Origin of the sequence: Vibrio neptunius, assembly GCA_019339365.1 — a bacterium.
GTDB classification, from domain to species: Bacteria; Pseudomonadota; Gammaproteobacteria; order Enterobacterales; family Vibrionaceae; genus Vibrio; species Vibrio neptunius.
Window position 1 is genome coordinate 1,964,650 of sequence record CP079859.1, and the last position, 14,440, is coordinate 1,979,089.

Annotated in this window: 11 protein-coding genes; 5 read left to right on the forward strand and 6 right to left on the reverse strand. The window is 44.7% G+C overall.

The genetic code is table 11. The features are described from left to right. Nucleotides 1–3: 3 nt before the first annotated feature. Nucleotides 4–1,254, forward strand: a complete 1,251-nt coding sequence (locus KW548_09380; protein ID QXX05464.1) for a saccharopine dehydrogenase family protein — start codon at nt 4–6, stop codon at nt 1,252–1,254. A gap of 187 nt (nt 1,255–1,441) precedes the next feature. Further along, the gene (nspC, locus tag KW548_09385) at nt 1,442–2,575 is read left to right on the forward strand and encodes a carboxynorspermidine decarboxylase (GenBank protein ID QXX05465.1); all 1,134 of its coding nucleotides are present in this window, start codon (nt 1,442–1,444) and stop codon (nt 2,573–2,575) included. A gap of 37 nt (nt 2,576–2,612) precedes the next feature. On the opposite strand, the gene KW548_09390 is transcribed toward nspC, so the two are convergent. Together KW548_09390 and KW548_09395 are read right to left on the reverse strand one after the other, a co-directional pair. Next, a complete protein-coding gene (locus KW548_09390) occupies nt 2,613–3,125 on the reverse strand; it encodes a transcriptional regulator (protein ID QXX05466.1) in 513 nt (170 codons plus the stop codon). A gap of 183 nt (nt 3,126–3,308) precedes the next feature. Beyond that, a complete protein-coding gene (locus KW548_09395; GenBank protein ID QXX05467.1) occupies nt 3,309–4,205 on the reverse strand; it encodes a DUF3943 domain-containing protein in 897 nt (298 codons plus the stop codon). A 192-nt stretch (nt 4,206–4,397) separates the two neighbouring features. Here KW548_09395 and KW548_09400 point away from each other — a divergent pair, with 192 nt between their 5' ends. Both KW548_09400 and KW548_09405 read left to right on the forward strand, forming a co-directional pair. After that, entirely contained in the window at nt 4,398–5,639 is a 1,242-nt protein-coding gene (locus KW548_09400) for a CinA family nicotinamide mononucleotide deamidase-related protein (GenBank protein ID QXX05468.1), read from the forward strand. A gap of 232 nt (nt 5,640–5,871) precedes the next feature. Continuing rightward, entirely contained in the window at nt 5,872–6,123 is a 252-nt protein-coding gene (locus tag KW548_09405) for a hypothetical protein (protein QXX05469.1), read from the forward strand. A gap of 52 nt (nt 6,124–6,175) precedes the next feature. Here KW548_09405 and KW548_09410 read toward each other — a convergent pair whose 3' ends face one another. The 4 genes from KW548_09410 to ubiG form a co-directional block, all read right to left on the reverse strand. Further along, nucleotides 6,176–6,454, reverse strand: coding sequence for a 2Fe-2S iron-sulfur cluster binding domain-containing protein (locus KW548_09410; GenBank protein ID QXX05470.1), 279 nt, complete (start codon nt 6,452–6,454; stop codon nt 6,176–6,178). Further along, entirely contained in the window at nt 6,454–7,587 is a 1,134-nt protein-coding gene (nrdB, locus tag KW548_09415) for a ribonucleotide-diphosphate reductase subunit beta (GenBank protein QXX05471.1), read from the reverse strand. Before nrdB ends, KW548_09410 begins: the two co-directional genes overlap by 1 nt. Before the next feature lie 81 nt (nt 7,588–7,668). Next, entirely contained in the window at nt 7,669–9,951 is a 2,283-nt protein-coding gene (gene nrdA / locus KW548_09420) for a ribonucleoside-diphosphate reductase subunit alpha (protein QXX05472.1), read from the reverse strand. A gap of 465 nt (nt 9,952–10,416) precedes the next feature. Beyond that, entirely contained in the window at nt 10,417–11,124 is a 708-nt protein-coding gene (gene ubiG / locus KW548_09425) for a bifunctional 2-polyprenyl-6-hydroxyphenol methylase/3-demethylubiquinol 3-O-methyltransferase UbiG (protein ID QXX05473.1), read from the reverse strand. Nucleotides 11,125–11,411: 287 nt separating this feature from the next. Between ubiG and gyrA the strand changes: the two genes are divergently transcribed. Further along, the gene (gene gyrA / locus KW548_09430) at nt 11,412–14,048 is read left to right on the forward strand and encodes a DNA gyrase subunit A (protein QXX05474.1); all 2,637 of its coding nucleotides are present in this window, start codon (nt 11,412–11,414) and stop codon (nt 14,046–14,048) included. The last annotated feature ends 392 nt before the right edge of the window (nt 14,049–14,440 follow it).

Genomic DNA, 14,440 nt, shown 5'->3' on the forward strand with positions numbered 1-14,440 from the left:
ACTATGGCAATTCTACAGATTGGTGCAGGCGGTGTTGGCTGGGTAGTTGCACATAAAGCTGCGCAAAACAACGACGTTCTGGGTGACATTACGATTGCATCACGTACCGTGAGTAAATGTGAAAAAATCATTGAATCTATTCAGAAGAAAAACAACCTGAAAGATCCATCGAAGAAACTGGAAGCGCGGCCTGTTGATGCGGATGACGTTGATGCATTAGTCGCTCTTATTAAAGAAGTTCAGCCTGACCTTGTCATTAACGCTGGTCCTCCTTGGGTTAACATGACGATCATGGAAGCCTGTTACCAAGCCAAAGTGAACTACTTAGATACGTCTGTTGCTGTTGACCTGTGCTCTGAAGGCCAGCAAGTTCCTCAAGCTTACGATTGGCAGTGGGGCTACCGTGAGAAGTTCGCCGAAGCGGGCATCACGGGCATTTTGGGTGCTGGTTTCGATCCTGGCGTGGTGTCGGTATTTGCAGCCTACGCAGTGAAGCACCTGTTTGATGAAATCGACACGATTGACGTAATGGATGTGAATGCTGGCGATCATGGTAAGAAGTTCGCGACCAACTTCGACCCAGAAACCAACATGCTAGAAATCCAAGGTGATTCTTTCTACTGGGAAAATGAAGAGTGGAAACAAGTCCCGTGTCACTCGCGTATGCTTGAGTTTGAATTCCCGTTAGTGGGTAAGCACAAAGTGTACTCTATGGCGCACGATGAAGTTCGTTCTATGCAAGAATTCATTCCCGCTAAACGTATCGAGTTCTGGATGGGTTTTGGTGACAAATACCTAAACTACTTCAACTGCATGCGTGACATCGGTCTGCTTAGCCCTGATCCACTCACACTGCATGATGGTACGGTTGTTCAACCTCTACACGTCCTGAAGGCACTGCTTCCAGACCCAACTTCTCTTGCACCGGGCTATACAGGTAAAACTTGTATCGGTACTTGGGTTCAGGGAACGAAAGACGGCAAGCAGCGTAGTGTATTTATCTACAACAACGCCGATCACGAAGTCGCGTACGAAGATGTAGAGCACCAAGCAATTTCTTACACCACAGGTGTACCAGCGATCACCGCTGCACTTCAGTTCTTCCGTGGTGAATGGGCGGATAAAGGTGTGTTTAATATGGAACAGCTCAACCCAGACCCATTCCTTGAAACTATGCCAAGCATTGGTCTTGATTGGCATGTTCAAGAGCTTGAAGCGGGTCAAGGTCTGCCAGTCATTCACGAGCTGAAGTAAATATATTTGTCATTCCGTACAGTGAGGAACGAGCGTGATACGGAATCTCTTGTTGGTTTTAGAGATTCCTGACTACACTCCTTCGTCGCTATCAGGAATGACACTGGCTATCATTACTACATCTAAGCCGATGCACCAGTGTCGGCTTTGTTCGATTTTTACGGTATTAATTAGGTAAGAATACAAAATGCAAAAAAACGAACTGAAAACACCATATTTTATGATCAATGAAGATAAGTTGGTCGAAAATCTAGAAAAAGCCAAGCAACTCAAGGAAATCTCGGGTGTGAAGCTGGTATTGGCGTTGAAGTGTTTTTCTACATGGGGTGTTTTCGACATCATCAAGCCTTACTTAGATGGCACAACGAGTTCTGGCCCATTCGAGGTTAAGTTGGGGCATGAAACTTTCGGTGGTGAAACTCACGCATACAGTGTCGGATACAGTGAGGATGATGTACGTGATGTGGCTGATATTTGCGACAAAATGATTTTTAACTCACAAAATCAATTGGCTGCGTATCGACACATTGTAGAAGGAAAGGCTTCGCTTGGTTTACGCCTTAACCCTGGTGTGAGCTATGCTGGGCAAGATTTAGCCAATCCAGCACGTCAGTTTTCTCGCCTTGGTGTGCAAGCGGACCATATTGATCCAGAAGTCTTTGAGGATATTGACGGTGTGATGTTCCACATGAATTGTGAGAACAAAGACGTCGACGCGTTTATCGGTCTGCTGGGCTCTATTTCTGAGCAGTTTGGCCACTACTTGGATAAGCTTGACTGGGTCAGTATGGGCGGAGGTGTGTTCTTCACCTGGCCGGGATACGACATCGAAAAACTTGGCTTAGCGCTTAAATCTTTCTCTGAGAAGCACGGTGTTCAAATGTACCTTGAGCCGGGTGAAGCGATCATTACCCAGACGACAGACTTGGTCGTGACTGTGGTGGATATCGTTGAGAATGTTAAAAAAACAGCGATTGTAGATTCTGCAACGGAAGCGCATCGTTTGGATACGCTAATTTACAATGAACCCGCTTCCATTCTAGAGGCGACGGATAAAGGTGAACATGAGTATGTGATTGGCTCTTGTTCATGTTTGGCTGGTGATCAGTTCTGTGAGACTCGCTTTGATAAACCACTGGAAATTGGTCAGCGCCTCCATATCTTAGATAGTGCGGGCTATACCATGGTGAAGCTTAACTGGTTTAATGGATTAAGGATGCCTTCCGTATACTGTGAACGTTCGAGTGGTGAAATTCAAAAGCTCAATGAGTTTGATTATGCTGACTTCAAACGCTCGCTTTCACAGTGGAGTGTTCAGTAACCTACCGAGTAGAGCAGCCAATGAAGCTGCTCTTGTTTTATGCTTCGACCATGACCCGAGTGTCTTCGCTTAAAGCTTCCAGCTCTTTTGCGACGTCATCTATCTGGACCTGAGTTGGCAGTTTCAAAGCGATGTTTGCTGTAAATAAGCTGGAACTTACGCCACCACCACCAGCAACAAACACACGTTGGCAGTCCATGTCCAAAATATTGATGCCTTGATTGTCTAGAACATGGGTGATCTCATTAACAATGCCTGCGCGGTCATTGGAGTCTAACCGAAGTTGATAAATAGCATCTGCATTGTGTGTGTGGCTATCTGAATCGATAAACTGGACCAGTAGATCGTCATGGCTGCTAAACGCTTTTTTAACGCACTCCGCTTTTTCCTCTGGCAATTCAACTTTGATGACTGCCGCGACTTGGTCTTCGATAAAGTTTACTTTACTGATCAGCCACTTTCCTCCATTTTCGTGAGTGATAGCCGCCAGCTGCTTGATTGTGGCAGGTGTTGCTTTACCGACGAAATTGACGATAAAAGTACTATTCATAACGGGCCTCCTGAATGCAAGCAATTCTTTATATAGGACTAAATTTAGTTTAGGAGCAGGGCGGAAGTTAGGCTTGATTCAGGTCAAGTTTTTGACTTGATGGCGGATTGTCTTGACCATTATGGTAGGGCAGACACAAAAAAAGCGGCAATTCGCTGCCGCTTTCTTTGTTCAAGTGTCAGATTAAAAACTGATTTTCATCTCGACGCCATAAAATACGCTATCGTAGCTGGCGCCCGCATCCATGGCAAATTGAGCGGCATCTTGATTGCCAAACCAAGGTTTGCTGTTGTACTGGAACTCAGCACTACCACCCCAAGCATCGCTAACCCAACCGTGAATATGACCAACAGGGTTGAGTAAAAACAACGTAACATCGCCCATAGTTTGAGAACCCCACACTTCGCCACCTGTAGAGACAATGTCTTGTTCTGCTTCAAACATCATTTCACCCACTATTGCACCAAAGAAGGGGGTAATGAAGAGGTCCTGCCACGAAGGCACTTCTGCAAAAGCTTCTACACCATATTCCCAGAAGAAGGTAGATAGTGTGGCAGAATAAAGAAAAGACTCAAACTCGTTGAATCCAGAATGACGGGCTGCGGTATAATAAACGCCACCGAAGTACGGGTGCATAACATAGTTTAGAAAATGGTCGTCTCGGTCCCATACTGGGCCGGATGTGACATTATCTTTCCACTTCGTTCCTAAACCGCTCAAATCACGATCTTCTTCATCCCACTTTGTAATCGATTCTGGCAGCAGTGTCATTAAGCCCACCGTCGCAACACTAAGACCTAAAATCGTGTAAGTTTGACCCTTAAGGTAATCCCAGTCTTTCTTACTTTGCACGGTGAGATATTTAGGGAGTTCAGGCTCTTCCAATTTTAAATCGTTTTCAGTTAAACCTAAGGCATAACTATTGCTAGTCTTATATGAATAAGAGTGACTGAAAAGGCTGTAGTTTTCGCTGTTATCTAGATTGAGTGAAGAGTCAATATAGTTGGGAGCGTCGTAGGTATTGGCATTGGCGCAAGCAGAAGCCGACAACATCAAAGCGGTGATGTGTTTTATGTACACTGATAAACTCCACAGTCTATATCTTATAATGATCAGGCTCACAATTATCCACCAAAGCCAGAGGAATGGAAACCGGAAAATGTCCTAATTAAGAGACGTGACTTCTAAATAACACTCAAACAATGAAATGGTCAGTTTTAAGGGCTTTGTTTGTGATTCAGGACCAGAGGCTTCCTAAAAAGGAAAATAATTATGTTGAAGATAGCGATGTTAAGTACCGGTGAGGAAGTGCTTCACGGCGATATCGTTGATACCAACGCGGCTTGGTTGTCAGAGAAGTTCTTTAAGCAAGGTTTTTCTCTCTCTAAGCGCTCGACCGTAGGTGATAGTCAGTCCGCTTTAGTAGAAGAGTTGATGATGTTGAGCTTTAACTGTGACGTCGTGATTGTCAACGGTGGCTTGGGGCCAACTTCTGATGATCTGAGTGCTGAAGCTGCCGCACAAGCGTCAGATACGGAACTAGAGTTATATCCGGAATGGCTGGAAAAACTGGAGCAGTTCTTCAGTGCTCGCGGTATTGCGATGCCAGAGAGCAATCGAAAGCAAGCTATGTTGCCCCATGGGTCGTTGGTTTTGGATAACCCTATCGGTACCGCGTGTGGTTTTCTGTTGACTTTTAACGACTGTGACTTTTACTTCACCCCAGGTGTCCCAAGTGAATTCAAGCTGATGGTAGAGTCACAGATTTTGCCACATTTGCAACAGCGTCATAGCGACGTTGTGGGTTACGAATGCAGTAAACTCCATACTTTTGGCACATCCGAGTCTGCACTGTCAGACAAGTTAGATAAAGTTCATCTTCCCGAAGGCTATTTCTTAGGTTATCGCTCTTACCTGCCTTTTATTGAGGTCAAATTGTTCGGCCCTAGAGATGATTTGGATAATCGTATCAAGTTGCTCCAATTGGTCTACAACCTGATCGAAGCGAATGTTGTTAGTGTTGACGAAACGATGCAAGACAATGTTGGTCATCTGATTCTAGATAAGAAGCTGTCAATTTCTACAGCAGAGCAATCCACACATGGTAACCTGTCATTGTGGCTCCACTCCAATGAAGCCGCTGCAGACTATTGTGGGCATGGCTGGGTATTGGGCAATAAAGTAGACGTGGGTAAGAGCGATAATGATGATCTTGCTGCTGCCTTCGCTCTTGCAGCAGCGACGAAAGACAAATGCGCAACAGATATAGCGATCGCTACTGGTAAAGTCACGGAAAGAACCTTCTCTGTAGCGATTTCAGCAAGAGAGGGGGAGTGGGGTCAAACGTTAACATTTAATCGCAGTTTTTCTAGAGCAGACCAAACGACCATTGTTACCACAGTTGCTGCGGATATGCTGAGACGCTATTTATCAGGAAAAACCATGTTTCCGAATTACAGTTCGTTGACTCGCGATAAAGAGATGTACGTCCCTCAAAGTGTTATTCAGGACTAGAATAGCCTTGAATAACTGTCAAATCTGTACCGAGCAGCATGCAGTAATAAGTGAATGAATATGCTTCTTATTATATGCATGCTTCCATAAATATTTCTTAGAAGAAAATCATCTATAGCTTAAATGGATGATTTTAAATAGATGCCAACTTTGCCTCTGATTTGCCACGTGCATTTGTTTTAATTGTGCTTAAAATGATAGTTCGTCGCAGATTTTGCTCAGGGAGGTTAGCATGTTCCATCATTCAAAAATAATGGTTTGGTATCAAGTGGCGAGTCAGAAAGTGGTTTTAGGAGAAGCACTTAGCGATGATAACCAAGACGTTATTTCTATGTGGCTCCATGCTCCGGAAGAAAAAAATCAAGAAAATTCATTAGGCTATCGCTTGTCTTTGTTTGATGACGACGGACGAGAGATTGCCGACAAAGCAGTGTCAATGTTGACTGCCGATGAGTTCTTATCCGGTATTCAGATTCGTGCCTAAATAGTAAAATAAAACCCGGCATAGCGAGCCGGGCTTTATGTTGAGTGCATAGTTATGCGCTTTTTTCTTTTAGAGTGTAATGGACGTCTTCGATTTCGATGTCTGACTTAGCTTTACTGATACAGGGTAAAATTTCGCCACTCTGAGTATACGCCATCGCAAAACCAACGTATTCCACCTCACCTTTGACCAGCTTGCAACGACAAGCGCCGCAGTGCCCATCTCGGCAATTGTATTCAGGCTCAATCCCTGCTTTTTCCATTGTTTCCAGAATGGTATTGGAAGGGTTAGACTGAATCGCAGTGGTTCCATTGATTTTTATGTTGGGCATTACAGTTCGAAATCCTTAAAGTCATCTGCACGTACGTCACTATCGATCTGACCGACTAGGTAAGATGATATTTCCGCTTCTTGTGGTGCAACTTGTACGTTATCTGAAGATAACCAAGCGTTGATCCATGGAATAGGGTTAGACGTTGCTTCTGGATACGCTGCATCAAGGCCGACTGCCTGCATACGGATGTTAGTGATGTATTCAACATACTGACAAAGAATGTCTTTGTTGAGACCGATCATAGAGCCATCTTTGAACAGGTATTCTGCCCATTCTTTCTCTTGTTCAGCTGCGGCTTTGAATAAATCAAAACATTCCTGTTTGCACTCTTCAGCAATTTGCATGAAGGAAAAATCGTCCTGACCATTACGCAGCAGATTAATCATGTGCTGTGTACCTGTTAGATGCAGCGCTTCATCACGAGCTATGAGCTTAATGATTTTCGCGTTGCCTTCCATAAGTTCACGCTCTGCAAAGGCAAATGAACACGCGAAACTGACATAGAAACGAATCGCTTCTAGGGCGTTTACAGACATCAGACACACGTAAAGCTTTTTCTTGAGGTCGTGAAGTGACACCTTCACTTCTTTACCATTGATTGTCTGTGTCCCTTCACCGTAGCGATGATAGTCATTCGTCATTTGAATCAGATCATCGTAGTAGTGTGAAATGTCTTCAGCACGTTTCAAAATGTGCTCGTTTTCTACGATGTCATCAAACACCAAACCAGGGTCATTCACGATGTTACGGATGATATGGGTGTACGAACGCGAGTGAATTGTTTCGGAAAACGACCACGTTTCAATCCACGTCTCTACCTCTGGTAGCGATACCAAAGGAAGTAGAGCAACGTTTGGGCTACGACCCTGGATGGAGTCTAGCAATGTTTGGTACTTCAAGTTAGAAATGAAAATATGTTTTTCATGTTCTGGTAGTTTGTTGAAGTCGATGCGATCACTTGATACGTCAACTTCTTCTGGACGCCAGAAGAAAGACAGTTGTTTCTCGATCAGTTTTTCAAAGATCTCGAATTTTTGCTGGTCGTAACGAGCGACGTTGACTGACTGACCTAAGAACATTGGTTCTTTCAGTTGGTCATTTTTGTTTCGGTTAAAAGTACTGTAAGCCATAATGCCTCAATTCCTTTTAAGCCCCTCAATCGAGGGGCAAATAATCTGTTAAGCCTTGCTAGTTCAATAGTGAACTAGTGATTAGATCTTACAACCACCGCCTGCGCAATCATCGTCTTGTGGTTGTACAGCGTCTTTCTGGTCATCGCTCGCACCATCACGAGTGTTATGATAGTAAAGTGTCTTTACACCATATTTGTACGCTGTTAGCAGATCTTGGAGCAGTTTCTTCATTGGCACCTTGCCACTGTCGAAACGGCTTGGGTCATAGTTAGTGTTGGCTGAAATTGCCTGATCGACAAACTTCTGCATGATACCAACCAGATGCAGGTAACCGTCATTAGAACCGATGTTCCATAGCAGCTCGTAGTTATCTTTGTATTCAGTAAACTCAGGAACAACCTGCTTCAAGATGCCGTCTTTTGAAGCTTTTACTGATACATAGCCACGTGGAGGCTCGATACCGTTTGTCGCATTTGAGATCTGTGAAGATGTTTCTGAAGGCATTAGCGCCGTTAGCGTTGAGTTACGCAGGCCGTGAGTCATGATCTCTTCACGAAGACCGTCCCAGTCGTAATGAAGGGGTTCATCACAAACCAAGTCAACGTCTTTCTTGTACGTATCGATTGGAAGAAGGCCTTTCGCATAGTTAGTCTCATTGAATAAAGGACATTTACCTTGCTCTTTTGCAAGCGCGACAGAGGCTTTCAGTAGGTGGTACTGAATGGCTTCGAAAGTACGGTGTGTGAGGCCGTTAGCGCTGCCGTCTGAGTATTTTACACCATTCTTAGCTAGGTAGTATGCGTAGTTAATGACGCCCACACCCAAGGTACGACGGTTCATCGTTGACTTGTAAGCTGCGGGTAGAGGGTAATCTTGGTAATCCAGCAGAGCATCAAGCGCGCGAACGACCAGATCAGAGAGCTCTTCAAAGTCATCAAGAGACTTGATAGCACCTAAGTTGAATGCTGAAAGCGTACATAGTGCGATCTCACCTGAGTCGTCTTCTACGTTTGTCAGAGGTTTCGTTGGAAGAGCAACCTCCAAACATAAGTTAGACTGACGAACAGGTGCGACTTCAGAGTCAAATGGGCTGTGAGTATTACAGTGGTCAACGTTCTGAATATAGATACGACCTGTAGAAGCACGCTCCTGCATCAAGATAGAGAACATCTCGATAGCTTTGACGGATTCTTTCTTGATTGATGGATCGTTTTCGTACTTAACATACAGACGTTCGAACTCATCTTGGTTTTCAAAGAACGCGTCGTATAGGCCCGGTACGTCTGATGGAGAGAACAGCGTAATGTTGCCGCCTTCAACCAAACGTTGATACATCAGGCGGTTTAGCTGAACGCCATAGTCCATATGGCGAACACGGTTTTCTTCGACACCGCGGTTGTTTTTAAGCACCATCAATGCTTGAGATTCACCATGCCATAGAGGATAAAATACGGTTGCAGCGCCACCACGAACACCACCTTGCGAACAGCATTTTACAGCAGTTTGGAAGTACTTGTAGAAAGGAATACAGCCAGTGTGGAATGCTTCACCATTGCGTATTTCTGAACCCAGTGCACGGATACGGCCCGCGTTAATACCAATACCAGCTCGTTGAGAAACGTAGCGAACGATAGAACTTGCTGTGGCGTTGATGGAATCTAGGCTATCCCCACACTCAATCAGAACGCATGAACTGAACTGGCGCGTTGGCGTACGGACACCGGACATTATCGGGGTTGGTAGCGAAATCTTGAATGTCGAAGTCGCATCGTAGAAACGCTTGATATAGTCAAGACGTGTTTCTTTTGGATACTTAGCAAACAGACACGCCGCTACAAGGATATACAGGAATTGAGCACTTTCGTAGATTTCACCAGATACACGGTTCTGAACGAAATACTTACCTTCCAACTGCTTAACGGCTGCATAGGAGAAGTCTAGGTCACGCTTGTGATCTAGGTAAGCATCCAGCTCATCTAGTTCAGCTTTTGTATAGTCTTCCAAAATGTGCTGATCATATTTGCCCATATCAATAAGGCGTGAAACATGGTCATACAGCGTTGGTGGCTCGTATTGTCCATACGCTTTTTTGCGCAGGTGGAATACGGCTAGTCGAGCAGCTAGGTATTGGTAATCTGGTGTTTCTTCTGAGATCAAATCGGCCGCTGACTTGATAATAGTTTCATGGATATCAGTAGTCGTGATTCCATCATAGAACTGAATGTGAGCGCGCAGTTCTACCTGAGAAACAGAAACATTATCTAGGCCTTCTGCAGCCCAGGTAATCACTCTATGGATCTTCTCCAGATCAATACTTTCTTTGCGGCCGTCACGTTTAGTAACGGTTAGTTGTTGGTTCATTCTGCTTAATTTCCCTAACAAAACTGATAAAAGCCGTGTTTTCGTGTAATTCTTGTAAAAAATGTACCGGCTTTGTGATCAAAGTCTATCTATATATTGTAGTCTAAACACAACATATAGGGGTGCATTGCTGTGCGACTTACAAGATAGTGCTATCTGGGGGCTTTTCAAGTTGGAGATCTTGGATGACTTGTGGATAACTAACAAAATTAAAAACTTCAGTAAGTGAATACTAACCGATGGTGTTAGGGCCTAATTGATTGTATAAAATTACCGTTTTAGGATCGGTTTAGAAGTAACCACAAACAAAAAAAAATTCCTTGATCTTTCAACAATTCTGAGCGTGATTTGTTGGTTGTATATTTTGGAATCAGAGCAACGAAAACAGAGGAAAAACAACGAAAAAAGCGGGGCAATAAGCCACCGCTTTTTTAAGGGTTTATTTTCGTATGCTGTAAGTTTTTATTAATGCTTTTGCGTATGAACAATATAGTTAATATCCACTTGATTGCCGAGCTTATAGCTATCTGTTAATGGGTTGTAACGCAAACCTGTGATCCCCATTTCTGTCAGTTCGGTATGGTCAATCATCTTAATGAGTTCTGCTGGGCGAATAAACTTTTCATGATCATGTGTGCCTTCTGGAACAATACGCAGCAACTTTTCCGCACCTACAATGGCAAACAGATAAGATTTAAAGTTACGGTTTAGTGTGGAGAAAAACACATGACCACCGGGCTTGACCAATGCAGCGCAAGCACTAATGACAGATTGAGGGTCGGGAACGTGTTCGAGCATTTCCATACAGGTTACAACATCATACATTTCTGCATTGTCACGAGCATGGTCTTCAATTGTACTCTGAATATAAGTCAGCTGTGTGCCGGTTTCTAGTGCGTGTAATCGAGCGACCTCGAGCGGTTCCTTACCCATGTCAAGGCCAGTCACTGTTGCGCCTTCTTTCGCCATACTTTCAGCAAGAATACCACCACCACAACCAACGTCGAGGACGGTTTTACCAAACAAGCCATTCGCGTTATCCAATACGTAATTGAGCCGTAGTGGGTTAATTTGATGCAGAGGCTTGAATTCACCCTCCAAATCCCACCAGCGTGAGGCCATTTCTTCAAATTTTTTGATTTCGTTTGGATCGACATTTTGTGACTGGGTCATAACTACTCTATTTGCTTAACGACTTCCTTGAAACAGGTGAGCATTATAACCCTTAACTCCCAACTCTCCATAGGAGGGATCACTTTTCTCAAGGCGTGGTGAAAATATAGCCACAAATCAGCGGGATAAATTCAGAGTGTGCAATTTCTCAGCATTTGATTCACAACCAAGCTCACAACCTGATAAAAGGAGAGGGAAAGTAATGCCGAACTGTCGATTTGTGTGTTATATTTTTGCACCTTAAACGTATTGTACATACGATCTATAAATAGAGGGATATTGGCTCTATGAGCGATCTAGCTAAAGAGATCACGCCCGTAAACATTGAAGATGAGCTTCGAGGTTCATACCTTGACTATGCGATGTCCGTTATCGTTGGTCGTGCTCTTCCAGATGTGCGTGATGGCCTAAAGCCTGTACACCGCCGCGTTTTGTTCGCGATGAATGTACTAGGTAATGACTGGAATAAACCATACAAAAAATCTGCCCGTGTAGTTGGCGACGTAATCGGTAAATATCACCCTCACGGTGATAGCGCTGTGTACGACACGATCGTACGTATGGCTCAGCCGTTCTCACTCCGTTACATGCTTGTTGATGGCCAAGGTAACTTTGGTTCCATCGATGGTGACTCAGCGGCGGCAATGCGTTATACCGAAGTTCGCATGGCGAAAATCGCCCATGAACTTCTGGCTGACCTAGACAAAGAAACGGTTGATTACGTACCTAACTATGATGGTACGGAGCAAATCCCGGCCGTTCTCCCGACAAAAATTCCTAACTTACTGGTGAACGGTGCTTCTGGTATCGCAGTAGGTATGGCAACCAACATTCCTCCGCACAACTTGACTGAGGTAATTGATGGCTGTCTGGCTTATATCAATAATGAAGCGATCACTATTGATGAGCTAATGGATTATATTCCTGGTCCTGATTTCCCGACGGCGGCGCTTATCAGCGGTCGTAAAGGCATTGTAGACGCGTACAAAACAGGTCGCGGTAAGATCTACATGCGCTCAAAAGCGGAGATCGAAGCGGACAAGAATGGTAAAGAGACCATCATTGTCACTGAAATCCCGTATCAGGTGAACAAAGCTCGCTTAATCGAGAAAATTGCCGAGTTAGTTAAAGATAAGAAAGTAGAAGGCATCAGTGCACTGCGCGACGAGTCAGATAAAGACGGTATGCGCATTGTTATTGAATGTAAGCGTGATGCAGTAGGCGAAGTGGTTCTCAATAACCTTTACGCTCAAACTCAGCTGCAAACAACTTTCGGTATCAACATGGTTGCGCTGAACAATGGTCAGCCACAACTGTTTAACCTGAAAGATATGCTGAAGTGCTTCGTTGACCACCGCCGTGAAGTGGTGACTCGTCGTACTATCTACGAATTGCGCAAAGCTCGTGACCGTGCGCATATCCTTGAAGGTCTGGCACTTGCACTTGCAAATATTGATGAAATCATTGAACTGATCCGCCGCGCTCCAACGCCAGCTGAAGCCAAAGAAGGGCTAATGGCTCGTGGTTGGGAGCTGGGGAATGTTGCCGCAATGCTTGAGCGTGCAGGTACAGACGCAGCTCGCCCAGAGTGGCTCGAGCCTCAGTTTGGCATCCGTGATGGTCAGTACTTCCTGACTGAGCAGCAAGCACAAGCGATCCTAGATCTTCGTCTACAGAAACTAACGGGCCTAGAGCACGAGAAGATTCTTGACGAGTACAAGCAGCTTCTCGAAGAAATCGCCGAGTTAATGCACATCCTTGCAAGTACTGAGCGCTTGATGGAAGTGATCCGCGAAGAGCTTGAAGCGGTTCGTGATGGTTTCGGCGATGCACGTCGCACAGAAATCACCGCAGCAATCCATGATATCGACATGGAAGAGCTTATTGCTCGTGAAGACGTTGTTGTGACGCTTTCGCACGAAGGTTACGTTAAGTACCAGTTACTCAGCGACTACGAAGCACAGCGACGTGGTGGTAAAGGTAAGAGTGCAACCAAGATGAAAGAAGAGGATTACATCGAGCGTCTGCTTGTTGCTAATACTCATGATAACATCCTATGTTTCTCTACCCGTGGTAAAACATATCGCTTGAAGGTATACCAACTACCGCAAGCTAGCCGCACCGCACGTGGTAAGCCAATTGTCAACATTCTTCCGTTAGAAGAGAACGAGCGTATTACGGCAATTCTACCTGTTTCTGAATTCAGCCCAGAGAAGTTCATCTTTATGGCAACGGGGGATGGAACGGTTAAGAAGACTTCTCTCGATCAGTTTGCCAACGTACGTTCTAATGGTCTGATTGCGGTTAACCTACGTGAAGATGACTCATTGATTGGCGTTGATATCACCGATGGTGGTAGCGACATCATGTTGTTCTCTCAAGCTGGTAAAGTGGTTCGCTTTAGCGAAGATAAAGTTCGTGCGATGGGACGTACTGCGGCAGGCGTACGTGGTATGAAGCTGGCTGACGATGATCAGGTTGTTTCACTGATTGTGCCTTCTAACGATGGTGACATTCTGACAGTAACGCAAAATGGTTACGGTAAGCGCACAGAGTTGGCCGAGTATCCAACCAAAGGTCGTGCAACTCAGGGCGTTGTGTCTATTAAGGTGTCTGAGCGTAACGGTAGCGTTGTTGGCGCGGTTCAGGTAGAAGAAGGCGATGAGATGATGATGATCACTGACGCTGGCACTCTGGTCCGTACACGCGTCGCTGAAGTTAGCCAAGTTGGTCGTAACACGCAAGGCGTTACTCTTATCCGCACAGCTGAAGACGAAAACGTTGTAGGCTTGCAGCGTATTGATGAAGTGGAAGAAACTGATTTGCCTGAAGGCGAAGAAGTAGAAGCTCAGGAAGGTGAAGCTTCTGAAGTCTCTCCAGAATCTACGCCAGACTCTGATACTGACGCAGGCGAACAAGAATAGTCTTCGACGCCATTCAAAAGCCGGGTTTTAACCCGGCTTTTTTGTATCCCTAATTGGCCTACGTTGTCTAGTCTCTTAAGGTAATGGCCAATAAAGGACAGAAAAAGGAGGCAGTGCTGCCGATTTAGGGACATAAAAAAGGCATTCTCAACTGGCATTTTTCCGCTTGTTTTTGTGGTTTAGCCAGTCAACGCATCGTCATCAGCCGATAAGTTATTGATCTATAATTTCACTTCACTCACTAATGATAGAATTGTTTCTGACAAGGCTATGACGCCAAAAAAAATAGCGTTATTACAAATAGTTACGGTTAAATAAATTTTCAATAATATTACGTGCACGAACGCAGATTTGCCTATAAAATTCGCAGCTTCTGTCTGTTCCACAACCAA